This is a genomic window from Lysinibacillus sp. NPDC095746 (assembly GCF_044763535.1).
GTDB lineage: Bacteria > Bacillota > Bacilli > Bacillales_A > Planococcaceae > Lysinibacillus.
The window spans coordinates 1-19,502 of sequence record NZ_JBIWGL010000053.1; the positions used below are offsets into that span (position 1 = coordinate 1).

Annotated in this window: 15 protein-coding genes and 1 pseudogene; 11 read left to right on the forward strand and 5 right to left on the reverse strand. The window is 33.9% G+C overall.

The annotated features are described in order from the left end of the window. Positions 1 to 210 precede the first annotated feature (210 nt). Genes ACIQ7N_RS23100 through ACIQ7N_RS23110 form a run of 3 tightly spaced genes read right to left on the reverse strand, consistent with a single transcriptional unit; the run spans position 211 to position 4,961 of the window. Complete coding sequence (locus tag ACIQ7N_RS23100) at positions 211 to 2,004, reverse strand: ABC transporter substrate-binding protein (protein WP_402936531.1); 1,794 nt, start codon at positions 2,002 to 2,004, stop codon at positions 211 to 213. A gap of 16 nt (positions 2,005 to 2,020) precedes the next feature. Then, complete coding sequence (locus tag ACIQ7N_RS23105) at positions 2,021 to 3,517, reverse strand: ABC transporter permease (protein ID WP_402936533.1); 1,497 nt, start codon at positions 3,515 to 3,517, stop codon at positions 2,021 to 2,023. A 13-nt stretch (positions 3,518 to 3,530) separates the two neighbouring features. Then, positions 3,531 to 4,961, reverse strand: coding sequence for an ABC transporter permease (locus ACIQ7N_RS23110; protein ID WP_402936535.1), 1,431 nt, complete (start codon positions 4,959 to 4,961; stop codon positions 3,531 to 3,533). A gap of 208 nt (positions 4,962 to 5,169) precedes the next feature. Here ACIQ7N_RS23110 and ACIQ7N_RS23115 point away from each other — a divergent pair, with 208 nt between their 5' ends. Together ACIQ7N_RS23115 and ACIQ7N_RS23120 are read left to right on the forward strand one after the other, a co-directional pair. Beyond that, positions 5,170 to 6,909, forward strand: a complete 1,740-nt coding sequence (locus ACIQ7N_RS23115) for an ABC transporter ATP-binding protein (protein WP_402936537.1) — start codon at positions 5,170 to 5,172, stop codon at positions 6,907 to 6,909. Positions 6,910 to 7,745: 836 nt separating this feature from the next. After that, a complete protein-coding gene (locus tag ACIQ7N_RS23120) occupies positions 7,746 to 8,561 on the forward strand; it encodes a thermonuclease family protein (protein WP_402936539.1) in 816 nt (271 codons plus the stop codon). A gap of 137 nt (positions 8,562 to 8,698) precedes the next feature. Here the strand turns inward: ACIQ7N_RS23120 and ACIQ7N_RS23125 are convergent, their stop codons facing one another. Further along, complete coding sequence (locus tag ACIQ7N_RS23125) at positions 8,699 to 9,328, reverse strand: hypothetical protein (RefSeq protein WP_274066841.1); 630 nt, start codon at positions 9,326 to 9,328, stop codon at positions 8,699 to 8,701. 1,435 nt (positions 9,329 to 10,763) lie between these two features. On the opposite strand from ACIQ7N_RS23125, the gene ACIQ7N_RS23130 reads away from it, so the two are divergent. From ACIQ7N_RS23130 to ACIQ7N_RS23170, 9 genes and pseudogenes are all read left to right on the forward strand, one after another. Then, positions 10,764 to 11,441 carry a response regulator transcription factor gene (locus ACIQ7N_RS23130; RefSeq protein WP_402936541.1) on the forward strand — a complete coding sequence of 226 codons (678 nt, stop codon included), beginning with the start codon at positions 10,764 to 10,766 and terminating at the stop codon, positions 11,439 to 11,441. Positions 11,442 to 11,843: 402 nt separating this feature from the next. Then, on the forward strand, positions 11,844 to 12,875 hold the full coding sequence (locus tag ACIQ7N_RS23135) for a siderophore ABC transporter substrate-binding protein (protein WP_402936543.1): 1,032 nt from the start codon (positions 11,844 to 11,846) through the stop codon (positions 12,873 to 12,875). Between the two features lie 18 nt (positions 12,876 to 12,893). Then, on the forward strand, positions 12,894 to 13,910 hold the full coding sequence (locus ACIQ7N_RS23140; protein WP_132363879.1) for an ABC transporter permease: 1,017 nt from the start codon (positions 12,894 to 12,896) through the stop codon (positions 13,908 to 13,910). Further along, complete coding sequence (locus ACIQ7N_RS23145; RefSeq protein WP_248717972.1) at positions 13,907 to 14,947, forward strand: iron chelate uptake ABC transporter family permease subunit; 1,041 nt, start codon at positions 13,907 to 13,909, stop codon at positions 14,945 to 14,947. Before ACIQ7N_RS23140 ends, ACIQ7N_RS23145 begins: the two co-directional genes overlap by 4 nt. After that, positions 14,944 to 15,696, forward strand: coding sequence for an iron ABC transporter ATP-binding protein (locus ACIQ7N_RS23150; RefSeq protein ID WP_132363875.1), 753 nt, complete (start codon positions 14,944 to 14,946; stop codon positions 15,694 to 15,696). The genes ACIQ7N_RS23145 and ACIQ7N_RS23150 overlap by 4 nt, the downstream gene beginning before the upstream one ends. A gap of 329 nt (positions 15,697 to 16,025) precedes the next feature. Further along, positions 16,026 to 16,838: pseudogene (locus tag ACIQ7N_RS23155) on the forward strand (aminoglycoside phosphotransferase family protein). 282 nt (positions 16,839 to 17,120) lie between these two features. Continuing rightward, positions 17,121 to 17,711: a histidine phosphatase family protein gene (locus tag ACIQ7N_RS23160; protein ID WP_402936546.1), complete on the forward strand. Its 591-nt coding sequence runs from the start codon at positions 17,121 to 17,123 to the stop codon at positions 17,709 to 17,711. Between the two features lie 143 nt (positions 17,712 to 17,854). Beyond that, positions 17,855 to 18,457, forward strand: a complete 603-nt coding sequence (locus ACIQ7N_RS23165; protein WP_402936548.1) for a nucleotidyltransferase domain-containing protein — start codon at positions 17,855 to 17,857, stop codon at positions 18,455 to 18,457. Positions 18,458 to 18,842: 385 nt separating this feature from the next. Beyond that, positions 18,843 to 19,079: a hypothetical protein gene (locus ACIQ7N_RS23170; protein ID WP_402936550.1), complete on the forward strand. Its 237-nt coding sequence runs from the start codon at positions 18,843 to 18,845 to the stop codon at positions 19,077 to 19,079. Between the two features lie 319 nt (positions 19,080 to 19,398). On the opposite strand, the gene ACIQ7N_RS23175 is transcribed toward ACIQ7N_RS23170, so the two are convergent. Continuing rightward, positions 19,399 to 19,502: IS3 family transposase (locus ACIQ7N_RS23175; RefSeq protein ID WP_402936552.1), on the reverse strand; the 104-nt coding region annotated here is incomplete at its 5' end.

Sequence of the window (19,502 nt, forward strand, 5' to 3'; positions counted from 1 at the left end):
ACGATATTCGCTGTCAATTTAAAACGGATATTAAAGCTATTAAACGAAAATAAATAAGGAATAGAGACAGAAATAAGGCACTTCCTGTTCAAAATCGAACAAGAAGTGCCTTATTTTTATCTGAGAAAGGTTCGCTTTTATGAAAACGTAAGTTTTTCAGTGCCCTCCAAATGAGGAGGCTCTGCTTCTTTAGTTGGCTATGACCGATAATTAATCGTTATAGGCTTTTAAATATTCTTGTACCTTTTTACTGTCTGCTTCAAGCTTTAACCCTGTATTAACAAGTGGTGAAACAGTGGATACAGCAGGTTTTTTATTGCCTTGATAGTAATTAATAAATTCATCCTGATTAATAGAGTAAAGAATTGCTTTACGTAGGTCTACTGAATCTGATACAGCGCGACCAGATGTATTCAATTGTAGATATGATACGGCATTACTATCAGCAGTGTGTAACGTTAGTTTACTATCTGATTTGACAATGTCTAGCTTTGTCTCTGGTACTGACTGGAGAATATGAATTTCACCATTACGCAATGCTGATAAAGCACTATCGATATCAGCGATAAAACGAACATTAATTTTTGCAATCTTCGGTTCATATTCACTACCTACACGGTAAGCAGGATTTTTTACAAATTGTACTTCATAATCATTTTTCTTCACAAGAATGTAAGGGCCACTAGCATAAAGTTGGTTGTTGTATGTTGCTGTGCCTTCCGTCACTGTAGTTTGATCACCATAGGCAATATCCTTATCTGGATCATAGCTTGCTACATCATATGTGTTAATGCTTGTTACTTGTTTTTTAGAAACGATACCACCAGATTGGTGTGCTAAATAATTTAACACTTGTGGGAATGGTGTTGGTGTTGTAATTTTAACAACTTGGTAAGCGCCAGCTCCATTATTAACAGTCCCTTTATCTTTTGCTAATTGCGTTACGGAAGCAGGGAGGTGTTGAGATAATGCATCGAGCACAGACTGATTAGAGCCCGCAACTTTTTTCTTTTGTAATTCTGCTAAGTCAGAAACGATTTCGACTGTTTCAATATTTTCGTGAAGACTATATGTGCGATGGTCTGGCACTGATTTGGGATTTCTTGCACGATTTAATGAGAATACAACATCTTCTGCTGAAACTAATTCACCTGTATCAACAGCGGCACCGTCTTTTACAGCAGCGAAGTTAATATCATCACGTAAAATGAAATAATATTCTTGGTTACCTTCAGCAATAGCATGATTGTAAGATAATGATCCATCAGAAACGACGTCGTCTGTATCTGTTAAGTTTACAAGTCGTACATACATATTCGTATTTAATGTATTAATAGAACCATCATTTCCTTTAATAGGATCAAGCGATGTTAACGAACTAATTGTTTGATGTAAAATCAATGGTTCAGTTGCATTTTTAGAAGCGTCATTGAATTCAATGCTTTCCCACACTTGCGCACGGGATTTTGGTAGATGTACTGTTTTTGGATTTACTAATTCGGAGTAAATCCCTTGATATTTATTTGAAATATATAACGGCGCAATATAAGCTTGATCGAATACTAAGAGTTGTTCTAATTCTTTATATTTTGCAGCAGCTTCATCACCTGTTAATGTACTTGCTTCGTCGATGAGCGCATCTAATTTTGAATCAGAAACAATACTATAGTCACCGCCCGTTTTAAATAAACCACGAACAGCATAATCAGGGTTTCCTGTTACTGTTGTCCAGCTCGAAAGTGCTAAATCATAATTGCCAGCCTCTTTTTGTGCTGAAAATGAACCATAATCGGGTTGAATATTTAGTTTAACATCAAAGCCATTTTTAACTAGCTGGTCACGAACAATATTCATATCTTCCTCAGAAGCGGCCATTCCTAAAACTTCAATTTCTTTTTTACCTTTGCCTTTTGAATCTTTACTACCTTCTACGTCAGTTTTTGTTTGTACGCAGCCTGCTAATGCTAATACTGTAATAAATAAGAAGACAAGTAATTTTTTCATGTAAGAACCTCCGTTATTAATTTGATTTTGGATCTAAAGCATCTCGTAATCCATCACCTAAGAAGTTAAAGGAAAGAACGAGAAGCATTATACAAAGACCTGGGAAAATAGCGACATAGGAATGCGTTTCCAGGTACGTACTACCAACCTTTAGAATATTGCCCCATTCAGGAATGTGTGGCTCAATGCCGAGCCCTAAAAAACTTAAACTACTTGTTGAAATCACAGCACCACCAATGGTTAATGTTGCTTTGACAATCATCGGGGCTAATGAGTTAGGAACAATATGCTTGAAAATGATTGCTGCATCAGATGCTCCTAACGCTCTGGCTGATTCCACGAATTCAAAATTAGAGAGCTGCATGACATTAGCGCGCATAGTACGAGCATATGTTGGAATTGCTCCAACACTTAGTGCGATAATTAAGTTAATGGTATTGGCACCAAATGCTGCGATAATGGCAATTGCTAGTAAAATTCCAGGAATGGCATATAAAATATCAAGACTTCGCATGATTATGTTGTCAGTCGCTCTTCCGTAATAGCCTGAAAGTGCTCCAAGCGTACCGCCGATTACTGCAGGTATGATTGTTGAGAAAAGTCCGACAATAAGCGATATTTGTGCACCGAAAACAATGCGAGAAAATAAATCACGTCCGTAATTATCGGTGCCTAGTGGATATTCTAACGAAGGTGTTTGTAACAATGCTCCGTAGTTATTTTCAATAGCGAAGTCATAGTCAAATGTCCAAGAGCTTGTTACGGACAAAGAAAACATAAATATGATGAAAAATAACCCGAAGACGGCCATCGTATTGCGTGAAATCTTTCCTAAAATATTTTGCCATTTTTCAATTGTAGAAGGATTCGCCTTTCGAGCTTTTTGAATAAGGCTATACCCTAGCAATGTTGCAAATAGATTGCCGGTCAAAGAGGCAATAAGTAACAAAACACCAGGTAACAGCATCCATTTTGGCGCAGCCTCGGAAGTCACAAATTTTGTACATAGAATTAACATTACGCTATAAAAGAGTGCAAGGAGTAAGAAAAGACCCATTGCTAGTAAAAACGTATCTGTTACGTACGGTTTAAATAAGTTCAGTGCTGAAATACTGATAATAAAAAGCTGAGTGATCAATGCATAAGCTGCAAAAGTATATTCAGCTGTCTTACTTTTTGATATAAGTAAAAAAGCAAAAGTTGTAGAAAAAATATTACCTGAAATGATTGTCAATAACAGTGGATAACCAAGTAATCGAGTGCTTTTTTGTATGCTACTATGGCTTGCTAAATCCTGTTTAATTCGTAAAGTTAGGAAACTAACATAAGCTGTGGTAATTGCATAAATGACGAAAAAGATCAAGACGATTGGTCGCCAGCTTTGACTAGAAAAATTGTAGCTATAAGCTATAAACAATAAAGAAAACAGTAAGGAAAAGACAAATGTAAAATGTGAATTGACATATTCCTGTGTAATCTTCAAAAGTAATTTGACATGTAAGCTGTTTTTCACAGGTGATCCCCCTTTAAGACTTCTTCATTTTCGAGCGAATGCGTGGATCGAAAAAGGCATACAAAATATCGATGAATAAATTAACAATCGAAATTGTAATAGCAATATAGACGACCCCACCAAGGATAGCTGGAATGTCCGGAATAAACTGCTTGTCAACAATATAGCTACCAATCCCACTAATATTGAAAACTTTTTCTGTAACAGATGCCCCACCTAACATCCCACCAAAAAGAAGTCCAATCACTGTAATAATAGGAATCATGGCATTGCGAATAGCATGCTTTGAAATCACTTTAAATTCATTCAAGCCTTTAGCTCTCGCTGTAATAATGTAATCCTCATGTATCACCTCGAGCATACTAGATCTTGTCATACGGGCAATGGAAGCCGTAATGGATGTGCCTAAAACAATGACTGGCATTATTAAAGATAGCCAGTTTTGAGGATTATAAGTAGCAGGGAACCATTGTAGCTTTAATGCAAACGTTAAAATAAATAGCAGTCCTTGCCAAAAGCTTGGAATGGATAATCCAATCAAGGCAATAAACATAAATGTATAATCCAAATATGAATTCGGGCGAACAGCTGATATAATGCCGACCGGAATAGCAATAGCGATAGCCATTAAAAGTGATAGGATAGCTATTTCAAGTGTGACTGGAAATTTGTTTACAATACTATGTGTAATATTTTCTTTCCCTGCAAAGGAAGTACCTAAATCAAATGTGAATAGACCAGATAAAGCATTCCATAACTGAGATAAATAGGGCAGATCCAAGCTATGAATATGATTAAAGTTAGTTATTTGCTCAGGCGTTGCCGTAACACCAAGTAAGTTTCTCGCTGGATCGAATGGTGACAAATACAAAATTGTAAAAACTAGTGTCGCGACACCTACAATAACAATGAAACTTTGTAGTATTCGTTCAATGACAAATTGCAGAAATGGATTCGCAAACAAGATAAGGACTACATAAAATAACACAGCCGGTATACAAGTAAGAATCACAAAGTTTTTATTTTTAAGTTGCTGACTAAAAAATTGTAAATAGGATTGGTTTGTTAAACCATCTTTCAATAAATCTTGCTCTATTAACTGCTGAATTTTTTTTTCTGCTAATTTCGAAGCAGTTTCCTGTAATTGTTTTTCTGACACACATTCATGAAAGAATTTCGCTTTGGCTAATTCTTGTTCAGCAAATTTAATTTGCCATTGTGTAAAGAAATCCTTTTCTTTGTAATACTGACTGCGTTGCACAAAAGCTTGATGGTATTGGTGTGAATGTTTTCTTCTCCTATAGGATAAGTATGTAAAAGGGTGTACTAAAATACTTAAAAGAAAGAGTAGCGCATTGTAAAACTTGTGGTGCATGAGCTTTTGATAAACTGAAAAAAAGAATACATACTCCTTAGTTGAAGAATGACTTTTTGAAATATCCATGCATTTCCTCCAGACGTAAGTAAAATAATAGATTGTAAAACACATCAGCACACCATAGTTGCCAACTCATTTTTAGTAAGATTCTACTAAATGAATTGCAGGATGAGAGATTAAATATTATTATATTGTATAATTCCTATTGGTATTGTAAAGTATGGATTATACTCGTAATTAAGTCAATCACAAAAATTACAAAAGGATGGATTGAATGAGTGAAAAGCTTCTAGAAATCAGCAATCTTCGTGTATCTTTTATGACGGGAGAGACAGAATTTGAAGCCGTTAAAGGCGTTAATTTTCACGTAAATAAAGGTGAAACACTCGGAATTGTAGGAGAGTCAGGTAGTGGGAAAAGTGTAACGGCTCGTTCCATTATGCGTCTATTACCATCACCACCTTCCTATCTAAAATCAGGAAATATTTTGTTTAAGGGGCAAGAGATTACTTCATTGAGCGAAAAACAACTGGAGGGAATTCGTGGACAAGATATTAGTATGATTTTTCAAGATCCAATGACATCCACAAATCCAACTATTCGTATTGGTGAACAAGTGGCTGAAAGTTTAATAAAGCATCAGTCGATGTCCAAATCTGAGGCATATAAGCAAACAATAGAATTATTAAAGCTTGTAGGCATTCGAAATGCAGAAGAACGCTATAAACAATATCCGCATGAGTTTTCTGGAGGCATGCGCCAACGTGTTATGATTGCCATGGCACTGGCTTGCCGTCCGTCTTTACTAATCGCAGATGAACCGACTACAGCCCTTGATGTAACTATTCAAGCGCAAATTTTAAAATTAATGCGAGATATGCAAAGAAAGATGGGTACCTCCATCATATTAATTACACATGATTTAGGTGTTGTTGCTGGTATGTGCGATCGTATTATTGTTATGAAGGAAGGAGAGATTGTTGAGCAAGGTACAACAGAGGCGATCTTTGAAAATGCTCAACATCCATATACTAAAAAACTATTGAATGCTTTACCAAAGCTCCATGAGAAGAAGCAGCCTAAAGCAATTGCAAATGTACAGCTTGGAATAGACAAAAATAAACCATTAATCGAAGTGACACATCTTTCAAAGGAATTCGCATTAGGTCATGGTAAAAGGGTAAAGGCTGTCAATGATTTATCGTTCCATATATACCCAGGAGAAACATTAGGTTTAGTAGGTGAATCAGGCTCAGGAAAATCAACAACGGGCCGAACTATTTTACAGCTCCATCAGCCTACTAATGGGGAAGTTTTATATCAAGGTGTACCAATTACAAGATTAACGAAAAAGCAGCTTAAAGCAATGCGTCGACATATGCAAATTATTTTCCAAGATCCATATTCCTCGTTAAATCCAAGAAAAAAAATAGTAGATATTATTGGGGAAGCTCTAGATATTCATAAACTAGTTAAAACGAATGAAGAACGTCAACAGCGTGTCGAGGAATTACTTGAACTTGTAGGCTTAAACAAAGAACATGCAATGCGTTATCCACATGAATTTTCAGGTGGACAACGACAACGTATTGGCATCGCAAGAGCTTTAGCAGTGGAGCCAAATTTTATTGTTTGTGATGAACCACTTTCAGCACTTGATGTTTCTATTCAAAAGCAGATTGTAGACTTGTTAAAGGATTTACAGCAGCGTCTTGGATTGACTTACTTATTTATTGCTCATGATTTGTCTATGGTTAAACATATTAGCGATCGTGTAGCTGTTATGTATGGTGGGAAAATTGTAGAACTTGCAGAAAGTGAGGAGCTGTACGCTAATCCTCAGCATCCATATACACAAGCTTTATTACACTCAATACCAATTCCAGATCCAGCGATAGAAAAGCAAAAATATATGAATACCGAAAATAAGGACATACAAACACACTATGAGATAGAAAATAGTCAGCTTGTTGAAGTATCTCCAAATCATTGGGTTGCTATTGCAACTACATAACTTGAATGTAGTAGCCTGTTATTTTACAATAGAAACATCGTGAAAACTTTAAGGAGTATAGGATTCTTTTAGAAGCTTTCTTAAAGTTGAAAAGTTGTGAGGGATCTACTACATGAAAATGCAGGATATAAAAACGTTAATTACGAGTGGTACAAACATTCTTGCTTTTGGAAGCTCACCAGCCCAAGAAAAGTTAGTGCAACCCCGACTAACCAGAATAGAACATGAAAAACGGGAAATAAACGCTATGTAGAGTATATTAAAGCATATGATGGTTTAGCACTATAAAACTGTACATTAGTGAGTCTCCAAAATATACGTGTACACATTATAAATTTAGTTAAATAGGGATTTTAGCCATATCTTGTTTAATTAAATTTTTACGAAAGTGTACATATTAATTGATGTAGAACCAAGTGTGAATTATATAGTAATTATGATCTTCGGTTATTGCAACTGAAGATTTTTTAATGAGTAGGGTAATACTATATAATCACTATTGGAAAGATTAATAAAGGTTAGAAAAGAGGTATAAAAATGAGTGACAAAGATATTAAGACGTTAATCACTAGCGGAACAATTATTTTGGCTGTTGTATTGTATTTAATTTTCAAATGAATTTTCTGGTCTTCAGTTTATAATTAACTGGGGATTTTTGATTTTATGAATAGGTAGGATGGGAAGGCAATGTTGAAACTTATAAATAGCTGGAAGAAATCGGTGACAGAGGTATAAGGTCAGTTTATTACGGAGGTATTGTCTAACTTGAATTCTTAAAAAAGGGGGTATAGGAAAATAAATAATATATTTTATCTTTAAGAAAGTAGGATACTGATTTGAAAAAATTCTTTTTAGCTTTGTTCTTTTCTACATTGCTTTTAAGTGCATGTACGGAAGAAACTAACACAGATATTATCAAAACTGAAGATATACAAGGAATTGTAGCTTCAACGAAGGAAACTGCTGAAAAGCATGATGTGAGTAAATTTGAAGAATACGAACTACAGGAAATAATTGATGGCGACACAATAAGAATAAAATATAAGGGTAGCTCAGAAAAAGTACGTTTTCTTCTTGTGGATACCCCTGAAACTAATCACGAAACGTTAGGGGAGCAACCTTATGGGCCAGAAGCTAAAGAATTTGTAAAGCAGCTACTAGCTGGTCAAGATAAGGTTTATTTAGAATTTGACGTTTCATATCGTGATAAATATAAAAGATTACTAGCATATATTTATACTAAAGACGGTATTAGTGTCCAAGAGCAACTATTGAAAAATGGATTAGCTCGCGTGGCATATATTTATAATCCAAATACGAAGCATGTAGATTGGTTTAAATCTATTCAAAAAACTGCGCAAAAGGCTGCTATTGGTATTTGGTCAGTTGAAGACTATGTAACGAATCGTGGATACGATAAAGATGTATATTATGCTGCAAGAAAAGAAGGAGAGCAGTCTAATATAAATGAGGATAAATCGAATACTAATAACAACAAGGAAAGTTGTAAAATCAAAGGAAATATTAACTCCAAAGGCAACAAAATTTTTCATATGCCAGGGCAACGTGACTATGAGAATACAGTAGCAGAGGAGATGTTCTGTACGAAAGAAGAAGCAGAAGCTGCTGGGTTTATTCCTGCGAAGCAATAAATTAGTTTTATAGTTATTTTTCAAAAATTAATTATAGAAAGTTTGTCACAAAAAAGTAAGTTGTATAATTGTATATTTAAAAATAAAAAGCCTACACTTTTTTGAAGTGTAGACTTTTTATCTAGTTTTATACTCAATTACTCACAATTACTTTTTCCAGGGAATAATTTGTCCATCTCTTTTCCACAATTCATATTAATTATTGATAGTGTTGTTATAACTCCCCAGATATTAGATTTAACACCTAATTTAATTATTTTTTCTGCCGCTAATTTAAACTCCTTATCTGCTATTAGGTTCGCAATAGTACTAATAGCAGTTGTGAAACCATAATTATCTTTTAGACCTTTTTCAATACATTTATTTTGTGCTGCTGTATACTCCGCTTTTGGTCTCATCAAATGCCATCCACAAGCAACAGCTCTAGTTCCAATTTCCGGTTTTTCAGAGATGGCGATTTGATTTATCTTAACAAATAAACCCTCGTCCTCTAAAAATTGAATATACTCTTCATAATTATCATATTTTTTTAAGCTGTTTTCAAAAACAGCTCTGTCATAACCTAGGAAATAACCCTTTTCATTAGTAACTACACCTTTGTCAAAAATTAACTCTAAAGAATCTTCTATTAAAGCAAGTTCTTCAAGGTACTCATCATTTTCTTTTGCATTAGTGCTTTCAGTTAGTACTCCAAAGATAGGAAACAGAGCTAATACTAATACCATAAAAATTTTTAAAAACTGACTTCCAACTATTTTATTTTCCATATTATCCCTCCTGATGAATATAACCGTTTATTTTTTTCTTTTCAAGGAATAATTTATTAAGAAGAAAAATCCAGATAAAAATAATGCAACAATAATTTTTATTAATAGACTTAAATTCGTTTGGATATTAAGAATAAGTAACAACATTAGAAAGAAAAAAATGGATGCCCAAAATACTCTATCTTTGATTATTTTGTTTATACTATTCATTTAAAATCACCTCAACATTAGTATAAAACCCATTACAACCTGATATATACCATAAATGTAATCAATATATTAATTTGTAAAATTTTAAATTTCTGTTTCTTCTTGCAAAATGCCTTTCAGTTTATATATAATACGCCTCAACAATTGGCAGATAACAAATCACCATTCGAGATACCCCTAGCACCTAGCGTTCCATCCAATATTGAAAAAAAGGCTTTATATGAATATTTAAATCAGCATTTCCCAAACTTAGGAAAAGATGCTCCGACAATCGTAGAAAACGCAATAAGCTCACTAAAAAAAATACATCAAAAGAAAGTTGACTTCATTAAAGAAGCTAATAAATTAAGAAAAAGTAATTTAAAATTGTACTTTGAATCAAAAAAGGTTTAATGAAATTACGGATGAGTTAGAAGTGATTGATTTCGATTACAAAATATTTTTAGAAGAGATATTCGGGAAAATTTTTAAAGGAAATGATGTATAAAGCAAGTGATTTATATTAAAATATCGAACCCACCCATTTTGATGAGGCTATTATCAAAACGGCGGGTTTTTTAATTTTAAAAAGTAATTTTCTATTATAAGTTTTCTCTTTTTAGCCCGCAGGAGTATCCCAGAGAATTATAAAAATCCTTACTGTTGATAATATCTCCTTCGAATTTTGTACAACTGGTATATCATTCCTGTTTTTATTCAACGTAAATTAGACTGTGTTAACTTAACTTTTAGTAAATTATTGTAACATTCGATTTCAAATATGGTCGATAAACTTGCAGACGCATTTTGTTCGTAGAGAACCATTCGTTGGGAGAAGTCCGCTCGTAACCTTTTCTCATAATCGTCTTGTCCAACTCCTGTTGTTCATAAAATCAACTATTGCTACTAGATTATCTTAAAGTCTAAACCTTGAAGCAAAACCGATTCTCAGTTACTTTATACATATATCGTTGCCGGTACTCCAGTTACTTTTTAAACAATCTACTAAAGTAAAATTCACCATCCAAATATATTGAAAGTCTAATAAACAACAGTTTCATCGATATTTTGGTTACATAACTGAAGTATTCTTCTGTTTAACTTTGAAGTTAAGTATTTTATACGTATTTATTGTTAATTTTACCAAATCTGTCCTGATAAGTTGTTATAATAGCTTTATTAGATTAATAAATCCGATATTTTTTTTGATAAATTATTTTATGAAATGAAGTAGAGGTGAATAGTAGTGAAGCAGGTGTTAGTCATTAAGAATGAACGGTCTTTAGCAAAGAAAATTGTAAGCGGCCTAAATCAAGAAGGCTATTTCATTTTAACACTTCACAATGAAAACAAAGGTTTAAATATAGTATATGAGCAAGATTGGGATATTATCATATTGGATTGGGATTCGTTAAGTGTACCTGGACCGGAAATTTGCAGACAAATACGAGTTGTTAAAACGACACCGATAATTATTGTGACCGGCAATGTGTCCAGCGAGGATTGCATAGCAGGATTACAAGCAGGAGCAGATGATTATATAAGAAAACCATTTGTGAAAGAAGAGTTAGTAGCGAGGATAAAAGTTATTTTAAGAAGAGGGGACTGTATCCAGTCAAACGACACTGATTTCTTTCGGTTTAAAGATCTCCTCGTTGATTCATCCCGTAATATCGTGACAAAGGGTGGCGAAAATCTCCCGCTTACTAAACGCGAGTATGATTTACTTGTATTTTTAATCAAGAATAAAAATACAATATTAAGTCGTGAAATGCTTTTGAATCAGGTTTGGGGATATGACGTAGCAGTCAATCCAAATGTAGTGGATTTATATATTGGGTATTTAAGAAAAAAGATAAAGTGTGAGAAGAAAGACCGATATATACATACAATTCATGGCCGGGGCTATTCAATCAAAGAATAGTAAAAAGAAGATAATAGGTAAAGGACAGTTTGTCACAGCAATCAATATCACAAATAATTGAAAAAATACGAGTATAAACAGTTTCATCTAGTTTTACTCGTTTTTTTGTGCTATAAAATCGATAATTCAACAGTTACTGGAGGATATTGAAGAGACGGAAACCATCAAAAGAATACTTCACGTATTGCTTTTTGTATCCAATACTTAATGTGAAAAATTAACTTTATTTATTATCTTCCTTTTTTCACAAGATTTTCACAGAATTAAAGACTATACTGTTTCACAGAACGGTTAAATGAAAATGATTATCAATAGCAATTGAGATAGGCTAGCAATTACTATCCAATTCAATCTAGAGACTTCATCATTTTCAAAATAAATTACATCAAAAGGAGTATATGTATGAAGAAATCAATGTTTTTAAAACTTGTTGGTATTATGGCAGTTTTGACTTTGATGTTAGTAGCTTGTTCAGATTCAAGCAATAAATCTAATCAAGGGTCAAAGTCTAATGAAGATAATGGAAGTAAAGAAGTTGCTAAACCTGCTACAGTTGAAATCACTGATGCCCACGGAACTGTTACTGTTCCTGTAAACCCAAAGAATGTAGTTGCTTTGGATAATAGAACTTTTGAAACTTTAGCTGATTGGAAAATTGAACTAGCAGCTGTTCCAAAGGATGTAATGCCTGCGGATTCACCATATGTAAGTGATGAATCAGTTCAAAATATTGGAAATCACCGTGAACCAAATCTTGAAATTATAGCGGCTGCAAACCCTGAACTAGTAATCGTCGGTCAAAGATTTGCAGACTATTACGAAGATATTAAAAAATTAGTGCCAAATGCAGTTGTTATTGATCTTAATGTAGATGTTTCTGAGGAAGCTGCTACACCTGGGGAAAACTTAGTAAATGGACTTAAAAATTCTACAATTGCTTTAGGGCAAATTTTCGATAAAAATGAAGAAGCTAAACAAGTGGTAGCTGATTTTGATAAAGTTATCGAAAATGCTAAATCTGCATATAATGGAAAAGATAAAGTGATGAGTGTTATCGTTGGTGGTGGGGATATTGGTTTTTCAGCTCCTCATTCTGGACGTGTATGGGGACCAATGTATGAAATTTTCGGTTGGGCACCAGCATTAGAAGTTGCCGATTCTACTTCCGATCATAAAGGTGATGAAGTTTCTGTTGAAGCTATTGCACAAAGTAATCCGGATTGGCTTTTCGTATTAGATCGTGATGCTGCAATATCTGGTGAAAAAGATGCAGTTCCTGCTCAGGATGTTATTGCTAACGCACCTGCTCTTCAAAAAACAACTGCTGTTTCTAAAAAACATATTATTTATGCACCTGCAGATACTTACACAAATGAATCAATTCAGACTTATATAGAGTTGTTTGAAAACCTTGCAAATACTTTAGCTAAGTAGTGTAAAGGAGTATAAAAAGTGCTGAAAAATGTAACTTCTAGGGTTGAGATAAATTCTCAACCCCAGTTTTATAACTACAATAAAATATGGACAAGACCTTTTATATTAGCGATGATAGTTGTTATTATTTTAGGCATTATATCACTGTTTACTGGAGTTTATGATATACGTGGACAAGAGGATGGAATGGAGATGTTTTTCATAACTCGCGTTCCGAGAACAGTTGCATTAATGCTTACTGGAGCTGCAATGGCAATGGCAGGACTCGTAATGCAACTGATCACGCAGAATCGTTTTGTTGAACCCACTACTACAGGGACTATTGAATGGTCAGGTTTAGGGCTGCTTTTTGTTTATTTATTATTCCCTGCCCCGACTTTAGTTCTAAGAATGACGGGTGCAATCATTTTTTCTTTTATAGGAACTATGATTTTCTTTTTATTTTTAAGAAGAGTTAAACTTCGTTCGTCGTTAATTGTCCCGATTATTGGATTGATGCTTGGAGCAGTCATTTCTGCAGTGTCCACTTTTTTGGGACTCTTTTTTCAAATGACACAAAGTATAGAAACTTGGTTTGTAGGTTCTTTTGCGCCTGTTCAGGTGGGAAGATATGAATATTTATGGCTAATTGTTATCGTTACTTTGTTTATTTTTCTTTATGCGAATAGATTGACTTTAGCTGGACTAGGAGAAGATGTCGCAACAAGCCTTGGCGTTAATTACAATAGGATTGTTCTTGTTGGGACTGCCCTTATTTCTCTTGCAGTTGGAATAGTTGCAGCTGTTATTGGAAACTTACCTTTCTTGGGCTTAATTGTCCCAAACATTGTTTCAATGTATAGAGGCGATGATCTTAGGAGTAATTTACCTTGGGTATGTTTGATAGGAATGGGGACTGTAACTGCCTGTGACATAATTTCTCGAACAATTATAATGCCTTTTGAAGTTCCTGTTTCTTTAATACTTGGAACAGTAGGGTCAGTCGTGTTTATTACCATTTTATTGAGACAAAGAAAACCAAGGAGGCACCGATGAACACATTGGAAATCGATTCTAGCCTTCATAATAAAAATAGATCAGCTAGAGCTTTTCGTTCTAAGAAGGAAGAAAGACGTTATTGGATTTTGCTAATAACATTGATTGCTTTGGGAGTCCTTTCTTCATATGGACTTTTAGTTTATAACAATCCAGTTCCAGTAGATTCACCTTCTTTTATCCCGGTTGTTATGAGAAGGATAGTAGCTCTTGTGGCAATGATCATTGCTGCAGTTTGTCAGAGCTTGTCGACGGTTGCTTTCCAAACGATTACGAATAATAGGATTATTACTCCTTCGCTTTTAGGTTTCGAAGCACTTTACTCAACAATTCATACTAGTACAATATTTTTCTTTGGTGCTAGTGCATTGATAAATTTTAGTGGGATTGGATCATTTTTATTTCAAGTTGTTGTGATGGTCTTGATGAGTTTGATTCTTTATGGATGGCTACTTTCTGGTAAATACGGGAATTTACAACTTATGCTTTTAGTTGGAATTATTATTGGCACTGGGCTAAATTCTGTGTCAACTTTCATGAGAAGATTACTTGCGCCTTCTGAATTTGATATTTTACAGGCAAGATTGTTTGGCTCTGTTAATAATGCGGATTCAGCCTATTTTCCGATTGTAATTCCTATGGTAATAATTGTAGCATTATTACTTCTTGCTTATGCTAAGAATCTAAATATATTGTCACTAGGAAAGGATGTTGCTACTTCATTTGGAGTTAAATATCAATCTAGTGTAATTTATACGCTTGTATTAGTTGCTATTTTGATGTCCATTTCAACAGCTTTGATTGGACCACTTACTTTCTATGGCTTTTTAGTAGCAACTTTGAGCTATCAGGCGGCATCAACTTATGATCATAGATATATTTTTCCAATGGCTCTTGCTATAGGATTTTTGATATTAACGAGTGCATACTTTTTGATGTATCATGTATTCCATGCACAGGGTGTAGTTTCAGTTATTATCGAATTATTTGGTGGAATAATATTTTTAACTGTAGTTTTAAGGAAGAGGGCTTTATGATAAAAATTGATAATGTTAAAAAGTTCTATACTGATAAGGTAAAAATAGGACCTTTGGATATTGAAATACCAAAAGCGGGTTTTACTTCTTTAATTGGACCAAATGGCGCTGGAAAGTCTACGACACTTTTGATGATTGGAAGACTTTTGGATATGGAGGAAGGTCAAATTCAGGTGGCAAATATGGATATTTCCGGATCCAAATCAAAAGACTTAGCAAAAATTTTGACTATATTGCGGCAAGAAAATCATTTTGTAACGAGGCTTACTATTAGACAACTAGTTGGATTTGGACGTTTTCCTTATTCAAAGGGAAGATTAACTATAGAGGATGAGGTTATTATTTCTAAATATATCGATTTTTTAGACTTAACTGATTTAGAGAATAGATATTTAGATGAGCTTTCTGGTGGTCAAAGACAAAGGGCATATGTAGCGATGGTTTTGTGCCAAGAGACTGAATATGTACTTTTGGACGAGCCTCTAAATAACCTTGATGTTGCTCGTTCTGTTCAAATGATGGAGCATTTGAGACGTGCGGCTAATGAATTCGGAAGAACAATTTTGACTGTTATGCATGATATAAATTTTGCAGCCAAATATTCTGATAGAATATGTGCTATGAAAGATGGACAAATTGCCGCTTTTGGAACAGTAGAAGAGGTTATGGATTCGAAAATTTTGACAGATATTTTCGAAACAAAAATAGAAATTATCGAAGGTCCTTATGGGCCACTCGCTGTTTATTAGTTACGAAATTTTAAAAAGAAGCATCTCAAAAAATGAGTATGCTAAAAAAACAAATAGAAAATTAAATTATTTGCTGTAGCTTGAACAGATCATAGCAGCTACTCTAGTTAAAAGTTGCTGCCTGTATTTTACAGACAGCAACTTTTTCAAATGCCATTCTCTCGATAATGAATGGAAGTATGTCATAACGATGATCTTAATATACGCTGACGCTTTTCAAGGAGTAATTTAAAAAAGGATTATAAAACTAAAATAACATAATATTGACAGTCACTCGACCGTATAGTATCATTTTCATTCTTATTCGTTGCAAGAAAGGTGGATTGACTGTGTTAATTGAAAGTGTAATAGACCACATATCGAGCCTTAAAGGGTATTCATCTATAAAAAAAATCGAGAAAGGATACTCACCAGATAAAAAATACATAGTTACCGTTGGCCAAAATCAATACTTTATACGATTATCTGACATACAATATCACAAAAAACAAACCATCGAATTTTCATTGCTTCAAGCATTAGAAAAACACGGTGTACAAACACATAAAGCTATAGAATGTACTTTATTGATTGAGGCTAATCTTTCTGTCATGGTATTAAGCTATATTGAAGGATACCCTGCTGATGAATTCATTTCGAATCTTTCTGATGTGGAGCAATTTAATATAGGTCTTGCTGCCGGGAAAGAATTAAGAAAAATTCATCAACTACAGGCCCATGCGCCGCAAACGATACTTTGGGAAGAAGCCCAAAGAAAGAAATTCAGCTTTTATTTAAATAAATATAAAAAAGGTAGCTATCAACTGCCAAAAGAGCATAAAATACTAAACTTTATTGAAAACAATTTCCACATTCTTAAAGATTGACCTATAACCTTACTCCATGATGATTTTCATCTGGGCCATATCATCGTTTTAAATAACACATTCAATGGCATAATTGATTTTAATGGCTATGATTTTGGTGACCCCTATCATGATTTTTATAATCTTTCTTTATTTAGCAGAATACATAGTATCCCATTTTGTATTGGACAAATAAATGGTTATTTTACAGAATCTCCAGACGATACATTTTGGCGAATATATGCCCTTTATGCAGCGATGAATATCATCTCTACAATTGTGTGGACGAAAACATGATGAACAATCTTTTGATGATGCATTCTTGGAAGATGCTCCAGAGGGGAAAGCGGTTTGGGTAGATATAGAGAGCGCATATAAACTTCCTATGCAGACATCGATACGCAGAAGATTTCCTTTATTTTTTAAAGATGGAACATTTGAGATTCAAGTTGAATGGAACCACGAAGAAAATAAAGAAGGGAAAGTTACAATACGTAGCACATAAAACTTCTTATTATATTAACGGGGCAGTTTAGATTTTATACTTTTTGGATTTAAAAGATAAAGGGGGAAAAAGACATGCAAATACTATTAATTCGACACGGAGAATCGGAAGCAGATATTTTAAACGTACATGAAGGGAGAGCTGATTTTGAATTAACGGAAAGAGGTAGAAAACAAGTGGGAGGTTTATCACAAAAAGTAAAAAATGACTTCCCACCAGATTTTATATGGGCAAGTACGTTAAAAAGAGCACGCGAAACCGCCGAAACATTAGGAGCAACTATTGGATGCCCAGTGCAATTGGAAGAAGAATTAATGGAGTTTAATAATGGTGTACAAGCTGGATTATCTTTTGAAGAAGCCAAAAAGTATCCAGAGCCAAAATTTTTTCATGACCGTTTTGAAAATGGAGAATCATTCATAGAATTTCGAATGAGGATTGAAACGATATTTTCTAAGATTGTGACAGGAAATAAATATGAACGAATTGCGATTGTTGCTCATGGCGGGGTAATTAATAATATATTACGTTCTTTTTACCAAATGCCAATCAACATGGATTATTATTTTAAAATCGGAGATACAGGAATTAGTTTAATTGAACATACTGATAAGGAAAAGATAATTCATTTTATAAATGATACGAATCATTTAGAGAATATATAGGATAACTTTCTTAAGTGTTCAACTTTTTAAGAAAACACACTATTTTATGAATAGAATCCCACCGTTAAATTTAAAACGGTGGGTTTTTATAACGAAAATCAACATCTACAGTCTTTATTTCAACGCTATAGGAGGACATTTATATGAGGAAAGATATAGATAATTGGGAATCGATCACCGTAACAGAAATTTATAAGCTCTTTTCTAGTATTCCAATTAAATGGGGTATTGCAGGGGGATGGGCTTTAGATTTACATTTAGGCAAACAGTCAAGGGTACATGATGATATAGATGTAATAATACTTCGGGAGGAACAATTGACTGCCTATAATTATTTATCAGGTGATTGGATGTTATACAAAGCAGAGAATGGGAAACTTGTTCCTTGGCAAGAAGGCGAGTTTTTAAAAACGACAAATGATATCTGGGCTACTAAAAGCAGTAGTTCTCCATGGGCTTTTCAAATTATGTTAGTAGAGACAGAGCAACAATCCTGGATATACAGAAGAGAAAAATCTATTCGAAGAAGATTAGAGGAAATATTTTTAAGAACAGATGATGAGATACCTTACCTGAGACCCGAGATTCAACTCCTTTATAAAGGTGGTAGCTCAAAGATTAGAGAAAAAGATTTTAAAGATTTACAAACTATGCTGCCATATTTACTGCCTGAACAAAGGGATTGGTTAAAAATGTCTTTGAAAAGACAATTTCCAACTGGTCATTCGTGGCTTGATTATATATAAGTGTGAAATATTATAAACGCTGAAATAAATATGTACAAAAATGCTTGTTTAACCAAGTACATTTTTGATTCCCTTTGTATATTACAACTATACAGGGAGTGGTGAGCATGATAGCCTCGATCGGAAGCTAACCATTGATATAGCTGGGCTTTAGGCTACGAATCATGCGAGTAGAGGCTCCGTGTCAAGTTGTAAATATTCACGAATTTGTATAGAAAAGTAGTTAATCAGCGAAAGTGTATATGATTATACGAGCAAAAATGGACATTGTTATTTTGACATTTACATTGAACCATACTCATTAGGGAACAAATCACTAATTATAGAAAAAGAGCTACACATAAATAGTTGCTGATGGAAAATTATTATTTGTATAGATGGTGAAATGATGAAACAATTGCTAAAGGAAATTTTGTCTCCAAGTAATCAATATAAAGTTCAAATTATTAATCGTAAGGATGGTCTCTATAGCACAGAAGTATTTATGTGGAAAGAAGAGTACGGATATGAGTATTGGAGTCCAATAAAAAAAGAATTGACTTTGGCTCAAACAGAGGAAGGTGCAATGTCAATAGCCATTGAACATTTAAGAGAATACTCGGGTGAAATAATAAATCTTTAGATACTACACACACGGTGCGTCTCTATTATAAAATGAAACGCTTTTTTACAACGGAACAGGATTGTTGAATAAGGAATTGAATATTTACAATAGTGATTTATTGAAGAATAGGGAAGTGGAAATAACAATGAATTACATAATTAGATTAGCGAATGAAAACGACTTATCGGGTTTATGTGATATTAGAAATAATAAAGATTTATTTTCCAATTATACGGGTGCTTCCGTTCGCCCCCGGCTATTATCAATCTAAAAATTGAATAAAAATAGTCAACCAGATTATAATATGTACCCTTTGTAAAGGACATTTTAAAAAAGGTTAGGCAATTTTCTGAAGCTGCTGTCTGTATTTTGCAGGCGGCAGCTTATTTAAATTCCATTGCCCTCGATAATGATTGTAGTAAATCATATAACTCTTAATTT

Bases quoted from the DNA above. Each gene is read 5' to 3' on its own strand.
- ACIQ7N_RS23100 (WP_402936531.1), bottom strand. From the start codon at position 2,004: ATGAAAAAATTACTTGTCTTCTTATTTATTACAGTATTAGCATTAGCA.
- ACIQ7N_RS23110 (WP_402936535.1), bottom strand. From the start codon at position 4,961: ATGGATATTTCAAAAAGTCATTCTTCAACTAAGGAGTATGTATTCTTT.
- ACIQ7N_RS23115 (WP_402936537.1), top strand. From the start codon at position 5,170: ATGAGTGAAAAGCTTCTAGAAATCAGCAATCTTCGTGTATCTTTTATG.
- ACIQ7N_RS23125 (WP_274066841.1), bottom strand. From the start codon at position 9,328: ATGGAAAATAAAATAGTTGGAAGTCAGTTTTTAAAAATTTTTATGGTA.
- ACIQ7N_RS23135 (WP_402936543.1), top strand. From the start codon at position 11,844: ATGAAGAAATCAATGTTTTTAAAACTTGTTGGTATTATGGCAGTTTTG.
- ACIQ7N_RS23145 (WP_248717972.1), top strand. From the start codon at position 13,907: ATGAACACATTGGAAATCGATTCTAGCCTTCATAATAAAAATAGATCA.
- ACIQ7N_RS23150 (WP_132363875.1), top strand. From the start codon at position 14,944: ATGATAAAAATTGATAATGTTAAAAAGTTCTATACTGATAAGGTAAAA.
- ACIQ7N_RS23160 (WP_402936546.1), top strand. From the start codon at position 17,121: ATGCAAATACTATTAATTCGACACGGAGAATCGGAAGCAGATATTTTA.
- ACIQ7N_RS23165 (WP_402936548.1), top strand. From the start codon at position 17,855: ATGAGGAAAGATATAGATAATTGGGAATCGATCACCGTAACAGAAATT.
- ACIQ7N_RS23170 (WP_402936550.1), top strand. From the start codon at position 18,843: ATGATGAAACAATTGCTAAAGGAAATTTTGTCTCCAAGTAATCAATAT.